Origin of the sequence: Shewanella sp. UCD-KL12, from assembly GCF_001957125.1 — a bacterium.
Lineage (GTDB): Bacteria > Pseudomonadota > Gammaproteobacteria > Enterobacterales > Shewanellaceae > Shewanella.
Map to the genome: position 1 here is coordinate 282,970 of NZ_MPHJ01000001.1, position 17,416 is coordinate 300,385.

The following is a 17,416-nucleotide window of genomic DNA, read 5'->3' on the forward strand; positions in this document are numbered from 1 at the left end:
AAACAAGGGGCTCTGGCCCCTTTTTCATTTTCAGTTTAGCAAGAAATAATTTCTTCCTAGCTGTATTAGAATCCATTGAAGGTGATCTGTCTCTAATTTTTAGCCATTGGTTAAAAAATCACTTCGGTACTAATAGTTAAAGCATTACAATCTGTTAAAACATGTAAAATAAAAGCATGATAACAGGAGCAGTAATAATGTTTTGTATTCAGTGTGAACAGACAATTAGAACGCCGGCTGGTAATGGCTGTAGTTATTCTCAAGGCATGTGCGGTAAGCTTGCCGAAACCTCAGACCTTCAAGATCTACTTATCTACATACTTCAAGGAGTATCAGCTTACGCAGTAAAAGCACGTGAGTTTGATATTATTGATTCAGAAATTGATACATTTGTCCCTAAAGCTTTCTTTGCGACGCTTACCAATGTCAATTTCGACGATGCTCGTCTTGTTGAGTATGCCGAGCAAGCCAGTGCATACCGAACTCGTTTAAAAGGTGCTTATGAAGCGGCTTGTGCTGCTAAAGGCATCACTCCAGCGCAGATGAGTGCACCAGCACAACTTATTCTTGCAACTTCAAAGCCTGAGATGATTACTCAAGCGGCCCAAGCTGCACCAAATCGCGGTGATGTACATGAGGATATTCTAGGCCTTCGTTTACTCTGTTTATATGGGCTAAAGGGTGCTGCTGCTTATATGGAGCATGCGCGAGTATTAGACCAAACGGATGCTGAAATAGCGGGTGCATTCCATGAGATCATGGCATTCCTTGGTGAAGACTCTGTTGACGTAGATAAGTTGTTTGCCACCTCCATGGAGATTGGGCAGCTTAACTACAAGGTGATGGCGATGCTAGATGAGGGCGAAACTGCGACTTTCGGTCATCCTGAGCCAACACAAGTTAATACTGTTGCTGTTAAAGGAAAAGCTATCTTAGTTTCAGGTCACGATATGGTAGACCTTGAGCTTATTCTTAAGCAGACTGAAGGCAAGGGGATCAATGTATTTACCCATGGTGAAATGCTGCCTGCACTTGCTTACCCTGAATTTAAAAAATACCCGCACTTAGTCGGTAACTATGGTAGTGCTTGGCAAAACCAGCAGAAGGAGTTTGCCAACTTCCCTGGTGCGGTTGTTATGACATCCAACTGTATTATTGACCCAAATGTTGGTAATTACTCAGATCGTATCTTTACCCGCAGTATTGTAGGTTGGCCTGGTGTGACTCACCTTGTGGGTGATGATTTTACCCCTGTTATCGAAAAAGCGTTGGCGCTAGATGGCTTTGCCTATGATGAGATCCCCCATCTAATCACGATAGGCTTTGCTCGCAATGCGCTTATGGCAGCAGCTCCGGCAGTGATAGAAAATGTGAAAAGTGGTGCTATTAAGCATTTCTTCCTTGTCGGTGGCTGCGATGGTGATAAGGCTGAGCGTAGCTATTTCACTGATATTACAACGCAAGCACCTGATGATTCAGTAATTCTGACATTGGGTTGTGGCAAGTATAAGTTCAACAAACTAGAGTTCGGTGATATCAATGGTATCCCGCGTTTACTCGATATTGGTCAGTGTAATGACTCCTACTCGGCTATCCAACTAGCAATTGCATTATCTGAAGCATTTGAGTGTGAGATCAATGAGCTACCTTTGAGCCTAGTGTTATCATGGTTTGAGCAAAAAGCGATTGTTGTCTTGCTTACACTGCTTTCTCTTGGTGTTAAAAATATCCGTACTGGTCCAACACCACCGGCTTTCTTAACAGAGAACTTGCTTAACATTTTAGAGGATAAGTTTGGTCTTCGAAACACAACCACAGTTGAAGAAGATCTGAAGACTATTCTAAACGTCGCATAATCTGCAATTAGAATGACTGGCCATGCTTTTTTAGCTGGCCAGTTTGTTGTTTCTAACAAATAAGGTTACTCATGAGTACTGATCTAATCTCTCCTGCCCACTGCGATGAGCAAAAGTTAAATTCCCCTACTTGGCAACACGGTGAAGTAACCCTGCTTTGTGTTGAGAAATGGCAAGAAACCCATGATGTAGTCAGTTTTAGGTTTCAAGGCGTTGAGCCAGTTAAGTTTCAATTTAAGCCTGGCCAATTTGTGACTTTTAAAGCTGAAGTTGAAGGGGAGCTGGTTTACCGTAGCTACACTATTTCATCTTCACCATCACGTCCTTACTCTATTGTTGTGACGATTAAGCGTATCGAAGGTGGGATATTTTCTAACTATATTGCTGAGTCCCTGAATGTCGGTGAGACTATTTCAGCAAGCGGCCCTGATGGCGTGTTTAATATCGTCGATATTAAAGCCGATAAATACCTGTTTTTAAGTGCAGGCAGTGGCATCACCCCTATGTATTCGATGTCTCGCTGGTTAACCGATACTAAAGTTGGCGCAGATATCACATTTCTTCACTGTGCTAAAAGCCCTCAAGATCTGATCTTCAGAAATGAGCTAGATACCGTTAATTTTAATAACCCAGAATTTAAGCTTAAGTATATTCTTGAGTCTGGCAGTGAGAGTATGCCGGCATCTTTCGATGGAGAAACTGGAAGAATTAATGCTGACAGCTTAAAGAAACTTGCTGATGACTATCAAGAACGAACCATTTTTGTGTGTGGACCTGAGCCATTTATGCTTGGCGTGAAAGCGCTGCTTGGGTCACTCAACTTTGATATGAATAACTACCATCAAGAGAGTTTCGGCAATGCACCTCAAGTCGATAACGCGCCTCTAGCGACTTCCTCGGCTGCCAAATTTATGTTGAGAATAGGCGATAACAAGCGAGAGATGGATCCGAATCAGACTTTGTTAGATGGCATTGAAGCTGAGGGATTACCTATTATCGCCGCCTGTCGAGCTGGGGTATGTGGCGCCTGTAAATGCAAAGTCATTGAGGGAGAGACGGAGTCAACAAGTGAGATGACCTTGACTGCCGATGAGATTGCTCAGGGGTATGTGCTCGCTTGCTCAACTAAGATAAAGAGCAATGTGACCTTAGCGCTTTAAGAAAAGATTATGCTGGTAGTCGTTATCTTAAGCTAGCGCTTCGCTAGCTTTTTCTCTGGGTCCTACCTCTAGTAAGAGTTGAAGAGCAAACTTTTTATCCCCTTTGTTTGCGCTATAGGCTTTGACAACGTATTGTTAAAGATGTGTAGTGTTTTTTTATCTTTGCTTTTGCCGTATTGGAGCCTATCTATGATAACGACAACCTCTCAAAGAGTGTCTGGAGACGATCCAAGTTTAGCGCATTTTCTTTATGCATTAATGTCAGCTTTTCCCATCTTTTTTTTACCGACATTGGTCAGCCTTCTTATTAATTTAGGGCAAAAAACCTCGAGTTCAGGTGAGTTGCTCTCTTCTCATCTACGTTGGCAGAGACACTCTATCATTGGCTTTATGGTTCTGGGAGGCGTCGGGTTGTCACTGACTCAGATTTGGATGAGTTTGACAGTCTACTTAGTGGCGACTTTGTGGTTTTGCCACCGTATTCTTAAGGGATGGTTGAATTTAACTGACGGTGAAGCTGTATAAGCCTAACCAAATAGCGGTTATTCAAATAAAAAGAGGACCAAATGGTCCTCTTTTTTGTTGCTAAATATCTGAAGCTGAAAAACTTATACTTAGTGAGATTATTTATACAGCACCCTGAGTAGCTCACTATGACGAGCGAGCTCAGTGTTAAATGTCTCTACATCAGAAGAGAAGTTAAGGACTAAGCCATCAGCTGTAAGCTTTTTTGCTGCATTTGCATGTTGTGACAGTGTTTGCTCCGTTGATGCATAACTTGGATTGACCAGTACCGGAAGATGAGAGATAGCTTTAATATCGACAAGTGCGGCTAAATCTAAGACTGGCTTGTTGGAGTCGTTAAAGGTTCTCACACCAGACTCACAAAGTATGAGCTGCTGGTTGCCATTAGATAAGATAACCTCTGCAGCCTCAAAATACTCCTCGACACTGGCCATGGTATTTCGCTCTAAGATAACAGGAACGTGTAGCGAACCAACCTCTTTCAGCAGTGAGTGGTTATGCATCTGCTTACCTGTAATTAGTAAAATACTGGCATGTTCGGTAGCAAGCTTTAACTCAGACTCATGCTCAACTGAGATAACGCATTCTAAGCCAAATTGATAAAGGGCCTTTTTAAGGTTAACAAGGCTCGACTCTGCTTCTGGTTGGTGAGAGATACCTTCAATGATGATGGCCTGGAAGCCTGCTTCTTTAAGTGACTTTGCTTTTTGGCTAAATTGCTCAACATCCTGAGGTAGAGAAACTAAAGCAAACGCACCAAACTGGCCATCTCCGACTTGAAGTTGCCCGCAGGTGAGCTGTGAGGCGTCTTGATGATGCTCTTTGGTATAGCGAAGCTGAGCAGAGCTTGGCTCATCACTCAGTTGTTTGGCCGTATTCTGTGCTCGACTCGTATCAGGCTCTATCATCAATTGACTATTGGTAAGCTGTGTCGGGTTGACGGTTTCACATGGGTAACAGCCCAATACTTTAATAAAGCGAGTAATACGCTCAAGCTCTTTTAATGCTGATTGCATCGCATCGCTAGATAGATTGGCATCAAGATCGAGGTAAAACATCTCTTCCCATGGCGTACCAGGAATAGGGCGAGACTCAAGTTTACTCATGTTTAGGTTATGTGCTTTTAAGACCAGCAGAGCCTCAACCAAGGCGCCAGGCTTTTGCCCTGTTGCCATGATCAGTGTCGATTTAGCTGGTAATTGCTCAGGCACTGCAATCGCTTTACGTGCAACAACGATAAAACGACTCTGGTTTATCTTTTGATTTGCTAGGTCTTGCTCTATAGCTTCTAATTGATAAAGCGCTCCGCCTTCTGCACTACCGATAGCTGCGACATTGAGCTCCTCGCTTTCTAAAACTCTCTCCATCGCTTCGGCGCTACTTGAACAATACTCTAGCTTAAATTCTGGATGTTGGCTGAGATAGCGACTGCACTGGCTGATTGGTTGAGGGTGAGCATAAACCGTTTTAATTTCATTAATAGCTGCACCATTTTTACCGAGTAAGCAGTGGCCAACCTCTATGGTTGTTTCGCCTACAATTGCCAAGCTAGTATGCTGCAGCACATCATACACTTCGTTGATGGAGCCAGAGGAGGTGTTTTCAATTGGCAAGAAGCCATAGTCAGCATGGCCTGATTCAACGGCCTGAACAATTTCATCAAAGCTTTTGCAGCCTAGGTCTTGCATGTCTACTTGTCGTCTATCACAGTAACGGCTTGCTGCAAGGTATGAGTATGAACCTCTCGCGCCAAGATATGCGACACAATATTGTTGCTTCTGAATGTCAGGGTTAGCCCTTCCTTGCAGGTAGGCTTGTTGATTTAGGACTGAGTCTTCGATAATGCTTTGATAAAGCGAGATAACATAATGCGCGTCAAGCCCTTGCTCACGACCTTGCTTAACGAGTCTAGCGAGTAGTTCTTTCTCTCTTTGGGTATCGCGAATAGGGCGTATATCGACCTCTTTACTGCGTGCCACGTCCAGGCTTAAATTTCTACGCTTTGCCAATAGAGCTAATAGGTCTTTATCTAAAGCGGTGATCTGTTCACGTGTCTGGTTTAAAGCCTGTGGTTTGCTCATACTGCCCTCTATATAGCGAATGAATTTTACAAAATGCGGTTACAAAAAAGCCTCCCTAGTGGGAGGCTTTGGAATTTTCACTTTCGTTTTTACACCGAAATTCCGCCTCCCAGAATGGGTGGAATAAAAAAGAAAGTAAAAAAGTGAACGCTAAACAATTTCATGGCTATAAAAGTAAAGCGCGTGCACTCAGCTGTCAATGAAAACTTATGCATATTTTAGATCTATTAAATTGTACTGAGAGATCAAAAAAGCGCACATGAGGTGCGCTTTGGATTGAACAATAAAAAATCAAACTAAAAACTCCTCCATAACGCTAGTTGAATCTTCAATCTATCGCTTCATACTTTTGAGAAGGGAAGCGTGATATCAGTCTCATTGTATTCTCCATCAACATAAGGAGAAATCGTTATCTGAACAGGCTTATTCGCTGTTTTTAGCTTTCTGACCGATTGCGATGCATTTGCTACTGTCGGTAGCTGTCGGAACATATCGGTATCTTTTAGCCTGTACCCATATCGTGCATGATTAGCTGTATATTGGGTTTAATTTGTCTTTAAGCCTTCTATTTTATTATTGAAATTCAATCCTTAAATTTGACGCTTTTCCGCGAAAATTTAGTCGTGAATCTCATTGTATCTCAGCATACTGAGACACCTATTACAAAATCAGGCATGTTTAGCTGTTTTTAGCTTAAAAGCCGAATGCATTGCTAGACTTTAATCTGTTAGTACAAGCTGCATTGAGGCATGTCTATTGCCTGTCCCTTGTTCCAAACTAACTTAATTGCTTTAACTTTTTGCTTCCTCTGAAATAGCCCTATTTGAGATACTTCACCAACTTGCGATGTGGAAAGTACGAATATGGGCATGAAAGTGCAGCTCAAACCTTAATGGTTGCACGGCCGCATTAACAAATAGGCGAACTGTTGACTCGTAGTCTGTCATCTGTGCTTTGAATAGCAGGCTAAATGACCTATTGACGCCTAACATGTTCAGATAAGACTTTAGCTCCTATGGTAGTGCGGTTATTTTTATTGCTCCACCATACATTAATATTAGCATGGTGAAGCGGTTTCGCCTGTTTTCTGTGTACTACTTTAGCCAACATGTTTAGCTGTTATGGCTAAAGAAAAATTGAGAGCTTGTAGGGGCGGCTAATGCTTTCAATCCCTACTCGCTTAAGTTATGCGGCGTAGTTTTCTTCTAACTCATCTTCAAGCGGAGCTTCAATTACCTCCTCCTCTCTTTTCAGCGAGGTATGACGCTGTGATTCACCTTTATGTGTCAGACGATTGAGTTGTTTTTCAAGCTTTTGCCCCATGGCATTAATTGCTGAATAGAGATCCTCATGCTTTGCTTGCGCGAAGAGTTTGTGATTTGGGATACCAACAGCGGCTTCAATTTTAAACTGCTGCTTCTCCTGAATAATGATCACATGAGGGTTAATGAGCTGTACATCGTGTCTAGAAAGCTTCTCTAACCTAGCTTCTATACGTTCGCGAATGAGTGGAGTAACTTCAAGGTGTTTGCTGGTAATCTTTGTCATATATTGAACCTTTTGTTGTTTCCTTGAATTCAGACTACCAACCTCAGCGACGAAAGTCGTGATCTAAATCACGTTTTTAAGCCTATTTCTTGCTGTTCGTGCTTAATTTGATCACTTAGACACTTTTGCGTAAATCCCTCCAAATAGTGCTTGAAAACTTATTAAAACAGGCTCATATTTGAATGGATAAATTTGGTTACGCTTCAAAACTTGCCTCGCAAATCCTCTTCTAATATCATCGTTAACACATCCTTTTTAGCATCTACTTCGATGCTTAGCTGTTAGGTTTCTATTAGGTAAAACATGAATCATAAAATTAAAGTCTGGGATTTTCCTACTAGAGTATTCCATTGGGGGATGATAGGTCTTTTGGCGGGGTTATGGTGGTCAGCTGATGCCGGAGAGTTAGTGTGGCATCAAGTGCTAGCATATTCGCTAATGGTATTGATTGTGTTTCGTATCATCTGGGGGTTGGTGGGAAGTGATACCGCTAAGTTCACGCATTTTATCAAGCATCCGAAAACGGTATTGCAGTATGTCGCGAGTATTAGACGTCACGGTGTTTCTCCTAGCGTTGGCCATAATCCACTTGGCGGTTATATGGTTATCGCACTGATCGCGATTTTGGCCTTACAGTTAACAACAGGTTTGTTTGCTACCGATGAGATATTTACTGAGGGGCCGCTATTTAGTTATGTCTCTAATGAAACTGCATTATGGTTAACTTGGCTGCATAAACAGACCTTCAATGGTATTTTGCTATTAGCCTCGATACATATCTTGGCTGTGCTGGTTCATACAATTAAAGGCGATAAGCTTATCTTACCTATGATCACTGGCTATAAGAGAGTTTCTCAGTTAACGAGCGTGTCCCTGAGTTTTAGATCAATTTTTGTTGCTATTGCACTATTCTCTGTTTTAGCAATATTGGTCGGTAATTACCTAATTCTTCCAATTGCTCAGATGTTATAGATGCTACAGCATTTTTGAGGACAAGAAAAAAGGCTATTGTTCGGTAAACAATAGCCTTTTTATTAACGTCTAAGAATTAATCTTTTTTATAAACGTCATGACAACCTTTACAGCTTTTAGCTACTTTCATAAAAGCTTGTTGCAATACTTTTCTATCTTCAGATGAAGAGGCTATAGCAAGTGCGGCAGCGTTCTTTTGCAAGGTTTTCATCTGCGCATCAAAGTCAGCCTTTTCAGACCAAACTTTAGCAAGTGCTCCAGTATCCCCTTTATCAGAACCCGCTATAAAACCCTCAAGTGGTAACTTTGAAATAGCTGCTACGTTATCTGCTCGTAATGCAAAAACCTCAGCATCAAAAGGCTTCTTGCCTTTTAACATCGCACCCATATCGCCAAAGTTATAAGCCATTAAGCTGAAAGCTGATTGGCGGTAATCAATAGCGTGGTCACTGTCTTTAAAGTGTGCTGCAACTGCTGCAGTAGACAATATGCTCGTAGAAACTAATGCTAGAAGGGCTACTTTTGCTTTTTTCATTTTATTGCTCTCACGGTTTTTATGATTATGTGATCTGTCTCGAGCCATTGTATTCTTTTTTTGTGTTTTTGATCTACGAAAAAACTCAAGGGTTTACATGTAAAGATGCAACAATTTATGACACGATTTGATAATGGTTTGGCTTTTCATGGTTTATTGGTAAACTTCCAGTAATGGTGTACTAGTACGAGAGTGTTTATGAGAGCTGAGTGGGGATTAGTTTTAGAGAAAGTGGTTAATCATCATGACCATAATGCATTAATAGAATTGTTTGAACTCTTACTGACTCAAGATGAGCGAAGTGCTATAGCCAGTCGTTTAAAGGTGTTTCAAGCATTATTGGCTGGGGACTTGAGTCAACGGCAGATCGCACAAGAGTTCCAGATCAGTATTGCGACAATTACTCGCTGCTCTAACTATTTAAAGCATATGACACTCGAGCAGCGAGAAAAGATAAAATTACTTATTTTAGAGTAATTAAAAATTTGGGTTTTCTTGTGAGCAAGGCGCTGTATGGCGTCTATTTGATGAGCGCCTGATAAGGATATACAGAGAGTAGGTCATCAAGCTAATCGCAATTACGGGTCCAACACCGGTAGAAAACAGCTTAAATATTACGGTTGCTAATAATAAGTAGGCAAAAGGTAAGTAGTTGTATATTGAAGTCGGAAATTTGCCCGCTTTACGCTTTCTAATGGGATCGGTGCGCCTATTTTGAGAGCGCATATTATAAATAGTGGCGCCAATAATATAGACTGTTAACGATGAAACGAGACCGTAGCCTTGATCTAATAAGAGTAAGCTGACTGTACCTATGGTGATATAACCGATAGGCAAAATCTCATAAATGGGTTTAGTAAGCATATTACAGTCCTTTGTTTGAGCTCAGCGTCATTCCATCGCTGATTGATTATCGTACAGTATAGAGAACAAAACCCTGCTGCACTAGTTAAAATGCAACAGGGCTAGTATGAAACGCTATTAGTCACTCATTTTATTAGTGAAAAATAATGATTTTAGTGCTTACAACCACAGCCGCCGTTACCGTCACATCCCTCTTTAGCTGGCTGGTCTTCTTTCTCACTGCAACAACCACCTTCATGGTTATGCTCGTGATCTGAGCCGCCACAGCTGCCATGTGCATGGATATGGCCATGTGCTATCTCTTCAGCCGTTGCTTCACGAACTTCAAGCACCTCAACACTGAAGCTCAGTGATTGGCCTGCTAATGGGTGGTTGCCATCAACAACAACAACATCATCTCTTACTTCTTTAACTTGAACAGGTCGTTGACCCATCTCAGTTTCTGCTATGAAGCGCATACCAGGTACAATATCTTCGATATCACCAAATGCACTTAAAGGAACTTCTTGACGTAGACCGTCGTGATATGGGCCATAGCCATTATCAGGGTTGACTGTTACTTCTAGCTTATCACCAGCAACTTTACCTTCTAACTCTGACTCAAGGCCTGGGATCATGTTTTCAGCGCCATGAAGATAGAGCATTGGCTCTGAAGTAAATGAGTCTTCAATTAACTCACCTTTTTCATCAGTTAAACGGTAGTGAATGCTTACAGCGCAGTGTTGGGTGATTTTCATATCGCCTCCAGTTCAGAATGTGCGCGCATTTTAGCTTGCTTTTAACCCGTTGGCGATGACTTGAATCACCTAATGCCTATATATATGTTCAATACTAGAAGTAAGGCAAAGTACTCGAGGTAGGGGATGAGAGGCTATAAGTATCAATTGTGAATAATTAGTTATATTAAATGAAAAAAAAGTCACAGGCGCTCTAAAGAGGTTTAAAAAAGCAATAGTGACAGTTTTAGGCTATAGGTGAACATTAGCTAACATAATTGTTATTTAAGCAGGTTTAGTGAAAGCGTGTTATCTTCAGTATTAATAATATATTAAATTACAAAGGCATACTGAAATGCTTACGTTTGCGTAAACGGCATATATATTTTCTTTGTGGGGCCGTTATGACTGATGTCTAAGGGTAAAGTTAGATAACTAATAGGTACTATTAAAGATCAGCAGCAAGCTGAAGTTTCTGGATGAACTTAACAATAAGGGGTTGACATCCCCATAGAAAAAAAGCAATTCTGTAGTCACAGATTTTAATATTTCTTAGAAGAGTCCTTTTAATGCATAGCCTTAATAGTGTTGTAACCACCATTATTACAACCACCACGATTATTATCGTGGGGGCCGGCTAAGCATACTCTAAAAGAATGTAAACAATAGCCCGCTCCCACACCAAGGAGCGGGCTTTTTTGTTTCTAAGGTAGCGTGGTACAAGGAGAAGATATGAAAGTAATGAAGTTTGGTGGTACCTCGCTGGCCAATTGGCAACGATTTAATACTGCTGCTGATATCGTTGTAGATACCGCAAAGTCAGAGCAGGTAGCCGTGGTGCTTTCTGCACCAGCTACTGTGACTAATGGTTTACTAGAGATGGTAGATGTTGCTGTATCGGGCGGAGATTTTAAGCCAGTTTTAGCTAATGTTGAATCGGTTTTCAACCGCTTATATCAAGATGCAGCCTCTGTATTACAGGCGGATCAAGTGGCTCCTCTAATGGCTACTTTATCTGAGCAGTTGAGTTTTTGGGGAAACAAGCTACTTGGAATTAGCTTACTTAAAGAGTGTCCTGATTTCGTTCGAGCTGAAATATTAGTTGGCGGGGAGAAGCTCTCTTCTGCGTTAATGGTTCAGTTGATGGAAGCGAAAGGCCATAGTGCTAAGCAGTTTGTGCCGCAAACACTTTTCCTTGGTGCAGGCGATCCACTGGAGTCATTAGTTGATATAGAGTCAAGTAAGGCACGTTTTAGCCAAGTCGCACTTAAGGATTATCAAGTCTGGGTGATGCCAGGTTTCACCGCCGGTGATAAAGAGGGGCGCACGGTAACGCTTGGTCGTAATGGCTCTGATTACTCGGCGGCAGTATTATCAGCCTGTATTGATGCCAGTTGCTGTGAGATCTGGACTGATGTAGATGGTGTTTATAATACCGACCCTAGAGTGGTTAGTGATGCTAAACTACTTTCTCAGTTAAGCTACCAAGAGGCGATGGAACTCTCCTACTTTGGTGCTAAAGTTCTGCATCCCAAAACGATATCACCCATCGCTCAATATCATATCCCATGCTACATCAGAAACAGCTTCAATCCTCAAGCACCGGGAACATTAGTTTCTAATGAGGCTGATCAGAGTGGCTTAAATGTTAAAGCTATCTCAAACCTTGATGATCAAACAATGTTTGATATTTCAGGCCCTGGTATGAAAGGCATGGTTGGCATGGCTAGCCGCACTTTAGGGGCTATTTCACGTGCCGGGATCTCTATCTCACTAATTACCCAAAGCTCCTCTGAATACAGCATTAGTTTCTGTATTAATACGCTTGATGCCGATAAGGCCAAGTCAGCATTAGAGCTTGAGTTTGAACTTGAGCTTAAAAGTGACATCCTTGAACCTATTGAGATGCGCCATAATTTAGCTATTGTCTCGTTAATCGGTGATGGTATGCGTACTCACAAAGGTGTTGCGGGTAAATTCTTCCAGGCACTCGCACAAGCTACTGTTAATATTATTGCTATTGCTCAAGGTTCATCAGAGCGCTCTATCTCGACGGTTATTGAGCAGCGTAAAACTAAGCATGCCATATCGGCCTGCCATCAGAGTTTCTTTGATGTACAGCATTACCTAGATGTTTTCCTTGTCGGTAGCGGCAACGTTGGCGCAGGGCTTCTAGAGCAGATTAAGCAACAAACTGAGATGCTTAAGCAGGAGCACATCAGTATCAGAGTATGTGGTATCGCGAACTCTCGTCATATGTTACTCGATGCTAAAGGGGTTGAACTGGATAAGTGGCAAGGCTTGTTGTCAGATTGTCAGGTGGAGTGTGATCTCCCATTGATGCTTAAGTGGGCCAAAGAGCAGCAGCTTTTAAACCCAGTACTGGTCGATTGTACTTCGAGTGAGCATGTTTCAGATCGCTATGTTGATGTAATGAATGCAGGTCTGCATGTCGTAACTCCTAATAAGAAAGCTAACACCCGTGACATCGCCTATTACCGAAAACTTCGTGAAACAGCACTGAAGCAACGTCGACAGTTTTTGTATGAAACCACTGTTGGGGCTGGTTTACCAGTTATTGATAATCTCAAAAAACTGTTATTTGCAGGTGATAAGCTGCTTAAATTTAACGGTATTCTATCAGGCTCTCTCTCCTACATTTTCGGCATGCTTGATGAAGGAATGACGCTTTCACAGGCAACTGCAATCGCAAGAGATAAGTGTTTTACAGAACCTGATCCTCGTGACGATCTTAGCGGTATGGATGTGGCGAGAAAGGTGCTTATTCTGGCCCGAGAAGTTGGACTAGAGCTTGAATTATCAGATATCTCTATTGAGTCTGTTCTGCCTGATAGTTTTGATGCAAGTGGCGATGTTGAAACATTTATGGCTAACCTTCCTCAACTAGATCAGCATATTGCACAGTGGGTTGAGAAAGCGCGTAGCGAAGGGAAAGTCCTTAGATATGTCGGCCAGATTGATGATGAAGGCTGCAGAGTCAAGATTGCAGAAGTTGATGCACAAGACCCACTCTATAGTGTGAAAGGGGGCGAGAATGCATTGGCCTTCTACAGCCGTTATTATCAGCCGATTCCATTCGTATTAAGAGGCTATGGCGCCGGAACTGATGTTACTGCAGCGGGAGCGTTTGCAGATTTGCTAAGAACACTGAACTGGACGCGGGAGATGAGCGCATGAGTTTGAATGTTTATTGTGTTGCCCCGGTTATAGGAGCTTTTGTATGAGCGTAACAGTTTACGCACCAGCATCAATGGGAAATGTCGGTGTTGGCTTTGATCTACTTGGTGGAGCTTTAGCACCGATTGATGGTAGTTTGCTTGGCGATAGAGTCTCAATTAAAGCGGCTAAAGCGGGGATCGCTCTTGCGCTTGATGGGCGCTGGGCTGACAAGCTTCCCCAGAACCCTCAAGAGAATATTGTTTTTCAATGTGCTGAGTTTTTTCTACAGCAACTAGGTAGAGATGACGGTGTCGAGCTACTTTTAGAGAAAAACCTGCCAGTAGGCAGTGGCTTGGGCTCAAGTGCTAGCTCAGTCGTTGCGGCGCTCTATGCATTAAATGAACACTTTGGCTCTCCCTATGATCAGCAAGCATTACTTAGATTGATGGGAGAGTTTGAGGGCAAGATAAGTGGGTCAATTCATTATGATAACGTCGCTCCTTGCTACTTAGGCGGTATGCAGTTGATGTTAGATACGCCTGCAAAAGTATGTGATGCTATTCCAACTTTTGATGAGTGGTACTGGGTGGTTGCTTATCCTGGTATCTCACTTTCTACCGCTAAAATGCGTGCTTTACTGCCAGAGCAATATGATAAGTCTACTGCAATCGACTTTGGCCGTTATTTAAGTGCTTTCGTACATGCTTCCTATCAACAAGATGCATCAATGGCCATCGCAGTCTTAAAAGATGTGCTTGCAGAGCCTTATCGTGCTGGTGCTATCCCTGGTTATGAGGCATCTCGAGCAGCCTTGTCACAAATTGGTATGTTAACGACAGGTATATCTGGTAGCGGCCCTACACTTTTTTCAGTTACCGATAACTTAGAAACTGCGCAAAAGGCGCAAGCTTGGTTGCAGAAGAACTATGTAGAAGCGGGCAAAGGGTTTTCTCATATCTGTAAAATCGATACCCAAGGGACTCGCAGAACTGATTTAGTTTAATTATTGATAAGATTTAGAATTAAGGTTACCGATTATGGAATTGTACAATTTAAAGCATCCGTCACAGGTTGTAGGTTTTACAGAGGCGTTAAAGCTTGGACTTGGAAAAGATAGAGGGCTATTTTTCCCAACCTCTATTCCTGTACTCGAAGATATAGACTCTCTACTGGCGCTGCCATTTGTAGAGCGTAGCAAGAAAGTGTTGGGTGCATGGTTGGCTGATGAGATAGGCCAAGAACGAGTCGATGCGCTTGTTGAAAAAGCATTTAACTTTGATCTTGTTGTAGAGAAAGCGGATGAAAATAGGCATTGTTTAGAGCTATTTCATGGTCCGACATTAGCTTTCAAGGATTTCGGCGCTCGCTTTATGGCTCAGTGTTTAAATGCTTTAGCGTCTGATGAAAAAATCAATATTTTGACTGCGACATCTGGAGATACAGGCGCTGCTGTTGCTGATGCCTTCTTTGGATTAGATAAGATCAAGGTGGTGGTTCTTTATCCGAAAGGTAAGATCAGTCTGCTGCAAGAGAAGATGTTCACCACACTAGGCGATAATATTCATACTGTTGCTGTTGAGTCAGATTTTGATGCCTGTCAGTCGTTAGTTAAGCAAGCTTTTGAAGATAGTGATGTACGTGATGGATTACATCTAAATTCAGCTAACTCAATTAATATCAGCCGCTTACTTGCTCAAATCTGTTATTACTTTGAAGCTGTTGCTCAATTTAAGCGCCAGCATAACCAAGACCCTGTGATCTCTGTGCCAAGTGGTAACTTCGGTAACTTAACTGCTGGTTTATTTGCTAAAGCTATGGGGCTGCCTGTTAAGCGTTTCATTGCTGCAACTAATAGTAATGACACAGTGCCAAGATATTTAGCGCAAGGCGATTGGCTACCTCATCAAACAGTCGCAACAATGTCGAATGCGATGGATGTTGCTGAGCCAAGTAACTGGCCGCGAGTAGAAGCAATTGTTGATAAGATGGGCTGGTCTCTGTCTGACATCACAGGTGTAGCGATATCAGAGTCTGACACATCAGCAGCACTTTCTGATTTAAATGAAGCAGGCTATCTCTCAGAGCCACACGCTGCAATCGCAGCTCAGGCTTTGACCCTAAATATGTCAGGTGATGAGAAGGGGATCTTCCTCGGTACTGCTCATCCTGCTAAATTTAAAGATGTGGTAGATAGAGAGCTCAATGTTGAGCTACCACTGCCAGAGGCTTTGGCTGCAGTTGATAACAAAGCCATTTTGTCAGTGACCTTAGCTGATGATTTTAGTGCACTGAAGGAGCACTTGTTTAAAGTGTTATAAAGAGGCTGCAGTGTCATAAGCTTAATTGTAAAAGAGGAGGTAACTCCTCTTTTTTTATTTTGATTTAAATAGCACCATGTATGTAACAAGTGTCATCTTTATCGTGGTATGTATTCTCTATGTTGCTTTTACGCTGCGTTAGGTGAATTGCTTTGTAGGTAGTAACGTGTGTAACCGCTTGTATCAACCCTGACTTTCACAAGGTGATCTTGATCACGCTTTTTGGCGGCGATTTTTTATATCTTGCGCCACACTCTATCGAAAAGGTTCACGTGCGGTGTTTAAAGCTTTTATATCTCTATTGCTATTTATTACCCTTAGCGGATGTTCCAATACTCCAGAAGAGCAACAGTTTTATCATCGAATTGATGAGGCGTATGACTTTGAAGTGACACATTGTGATAGCTTCGCAATGGCAAGGGGCAAAGGAGTTGGAGAGTTTGCCTTAAGAGATGCCAAGATGCAGGCGATGAGCTACGGTGAAGAGATTGGCGGTACCCATATTGTGTGGTTACAGGTCGATGAAGGCGGCGAAGGTGAAGAAACTAAAGTCGTTGCTGTTATCTACAAGTGCCTCAGGTGATTGAGCTTAATCCTTAGACTTGTTTTAGCCTGTAACATTAACCATCATGGTAGCCAAAACTTGCTACCATGAAACGGATCAACTTATTCCTCTTCCCTTGTTAAGCTACGCAGCCAGCTTATCTCCTGTGACCATATTTCTGAGTTCGTAGTCTCTAGCACCATAGGAATATTTTTGGTGGCATCATGATTCATAATAAACTCAAAGGCTGCCTTACCTATATAACCTTCCCCTAAGGAGTCGTGTCTATCAACTCGGCTATTTAATGGGGTTTTGCTGTCATTAAGGTGCATGGCCTTGAGGTATTTATCACCAACGATGTCATCAAATTGCTTAAAACTAGCCTGACACGCTTGCTCTGAGGTGAGGTCGTACCCAGCTGCAAACATATGGCAGGTATCTATGCAGATCCCGACTCGACTTTTATCTTCAACTTTATCGATTATTTGAGCGAGTTGTTCAAAGCTATGGCCTAAATTCGAACCTTGGCCTGCAGTATTCTCTATGACGGCTGTGACTGTTGAACTTCTGTCTAAAGCCATATTAATCGAGTCACTAATTAAGGCTAGGCAATCATCGATTGGGATTTTTCTTAAGTGGCTACCTGGATGAAAGTTTAACAGTGTCAGCCCTAGCTGCTCACAACGAGTCATCTCGTCGAAGAAGGCCTGCCGAGACTTATCTAGCTGGATAGGGTCAGGGTGTCCTAAGTTTATCAAATAACTGTCGTGAGGAAGTATTGCTTCAGGTGCTACGTTAGCCTTAAGGCAGTTACTGTTAAAGGCATCTATTTGAAGCGTTGTTAAGGGAGCAGCTTGCCAGCGCCGTTGGTTTTTGGTGAAAAGTGCGAATGCATTGGCCCCTAACTCAAGTGCATTCAGTGGCGCATTCTGTACGCCTCCTGCTGCACTGACGTGAGCCCCTATCCACCTAGATACAGTCATTTTATTCTTTCCCTCTCATTTTACAGACAAAATTAGTTACAAGCTTTGTGACGAATATTTCGCGAACTGTTCTAGTTTTACTATGCTTTATTCAGCAACGCGATTTGAACTTTCGATATTAAATGGATAAGCGA

General features: G+C 42.3%; 16 protein-coding genes and 1 other annotated feature. Of the genes, 9 read left to right on the forward strand and 7 right to left on the reverse strand.

Annotated features, from left to right (window positions below):
• Positions 1-197: 197 nt before the first annotated feature.
• From hcp to BM736_RS01305, 3 genes are all read left to right on the forward strand, one after another.
• Positions 198-1,856, forward strand: a complete 1,659-nt coding sequence (gene hcp / locus BM736_RS01295; RefSeq protein WP_076407754.1) for a hydroxylamine reductase — start codon at positions 198-200, stop codon at positions 1,854-1,856.
• A 71-nt stretch (positions 1,857-1,927) separates the two neighbouring features.
• Entirely contained in the window at positions 1,928-3,016 is a 1,089-nt protein-coding gene (locus BM736_RS01300; RefSeq protein ID WP_076407756.1) for a hybrid-cluster NAD(P)-dependent oxidoreductase, read from the forward strand.
• Positions 3,017-3,205: 189 nt separating this feature from the next.
• Positions 3,206-3,541, forward strand: coding sequence for a hypothetical protein (locus BM736_RS01305; RefSeq protein ID WP_076407758.1), 336 nt, complete (start codon positions 3,206-3,208; stop codon positions 3,539-3,541).
• 98 nt (positions 3,542-3,639) lie between these two features.
• On the opposite strand, the gene pheA is transcribed toward BM736_RS01305, so the two are convergent.
• From pheA to hpf, 3 genes are all read right to left on the reverse strand, one after another.
• Positions 3,640-5,622, reverse strand: a complete 1,983-nt coding sequence (pheA, locus tag BM736_RS01310) for a prephenate dehydratase (protein ID WP_076407760.1) — start codon at positions 5,620-5,622, stop codon at positions 3,640-3,642.
• Between the two features lie 40 nt (positions 5,623-5,662).
• Positions 5,663-5,784 (reverse strand) — a sequence feature (Phe leader region).
• A gap of 179 nt (positions 5,785-5,963) precedes the next feature.
• The gene (locus BM736_RS25100) at positions 5,964-6,113 is read right to left on the reverse strand and encodes a hypothetical protein (RefSeq protein WP_179078999.1); all 150 of its coding nucleotides are present in this window, start codon (positions 6,111-6,113) and stop codon (positions 5,964-5,966) included.
• 694 nt (positions 6,114-6,807) lie between these two features.
• A complete protein-coding gene (gene hpf / locus BM736_RS01315; RefSeq protein WP_076407762.1) occupies positions 6,808-7,170 on the reverse strand; it encodes a ribosome hibernation-promoting factor, HPF/YfiA family in 363 nt (120 codons plus the stop codon).
• A 303-nt stretch (positions 7,171-7,473) separates the two neighbouring features.
• Here hpf and BM736_RS01320 point away from each other — a divergent pair, with 303 nt between their 5' ends.
• Positions 7,474-8,142, forward strand: coding sequence for a cytochrome b/b6 domain-containing protein (locus BM736_RS01320; RefSeq protein ID WP_076407764.1), 669 nt, complete (start codon positions 7,474-7,476; stop codon positions 8,140-8,142).
• A 76-nt stretch (positions 8,143-8,218) separates the two neighbouring features.
• Here BM736_RS01320 and BM736_RS01325 read toward each other — a convergent pair whose 3' ends face one another.
• Positions 8,219-8,677, reverse strand: a complete 459-nt coding sequence (locus BM736_RS01325; protein ID WP_076409797.1) for a cytochrome c — start codon at positions 8,675-8,677, stop codon at positions 8,219-8,221.
• A gap of 198 nt (positions 8,678-8,875) precedes the next feature.
• Between BM736_RS01325 and trpR the strand changes: the two genes are divergently transcribed.
• Positions 8,876-9,154 carry a trp operon repressor gene (trpR, locus tag BM736_RS01330; protein ID WP_076407766.1) on the forward strand — a complete coding sequence of 93 codons (279 nt, stop codon included), beginning with the start codon at positions 8,876-8,878 and terminating at the stop codon, positions 9,152-9,154.
• Here the strand turns inward: trpR and BM736_RS01335 are convergent, their stop codons facing one another.
• On the reverse strand, positions 9,155-9,541 hold the full coding sequence (locus tag BM736_RS01335; RefSeq protein ID WP_076407768.1) for a hypothetical protein: 387 nt from the start codon (positions 9,539-9,541) through the stop codon (positions 9,155-9,157). It abuts the gene before it with no gap.
• A gap of 152 nt (positions 9,542-9,693) precedes the next feature.
• Positions 9,694-10,278, reverse strand: a complete 585-nt coding sequence (gene slyD / locus BM736_RS01340) for a peptidylprolyl isomerase (RefSeq protein WP_076407770.1) — start codon at positions 10,276-10,278, stop codon at positions 9,694-9,696.
• Positions 10,279-10,989: 711 nt separating this feature from the next.
• Between slyD and thrA the strand changes: the two genes are divergently transcribed.
• The 4 genes from thrA to BM736_RS01360 all read left to right on the forward strand — a co-directional run bounded on the left by thrA (position 10,990) and on the right by BM736_RS01360 (position 16,338).
• Positions 10,990-13,455, forward strand: a complete 2,466-nt coding sequence (gene thrA / locus BM736_RS01345) for a bifunctional aspartate kinase/homoserine dehydrogenase I (protein WP_076407772.1) — start codon at positions 10,990-10,992, stop codon at positions 13,453-13,455.
• A gap of 43 nt (positions 13,456-13,498) precedes the next feature.
• A complete protein-coding gene (gene thrB, locus BM736_RS01350; protein ID WP_076407774.1) occupies positions 13,499-14,440 on the forward strand; it encodes a homoserine kinase in 942 nt (313 codons plus the stop codon).
• Positions 14,441-14,474: 34 nt separating this feature from the next.
• On the forward strand, positions 14,475-15,755 hold the full coding sequence (thrC, locus tag BM736_RS01355; RefSeq protein ID WP_076407776.1) for a threonine synthase: 1,281 nt from the start codon (positions 14,475-14,477) through the stop codon (positions 15,753-15,755).
• 277 nt (positions 15,756-16,032) lie between these two features.
• Positions 16,033-16,338, forward strand: a complete 306-nt coding sequence (locus BM736_RS01360) for a hypothetical protein (protein ID WP_076407778.1) — start codon at positions 16,033-16,035, stop codon at positions 16,336-16,338.
• A gap of 83 nt (positions 16,339-16,421) precedes the next feature.
• Here the strand turns inward: BM736_RS01360 and nfo are convergent, their stop codons facing one another.
• Entirely contained in the window at positions 16,422-17,282 is an 861-nt protein-coding gene (gene nfo / locus BM736_RS01365; protein WP_076407780.1) for a deoxyribonuclease IV, read from the reverse strand.
• Positions 17,283-17,416: the final 134 nt, after the last annotated feature.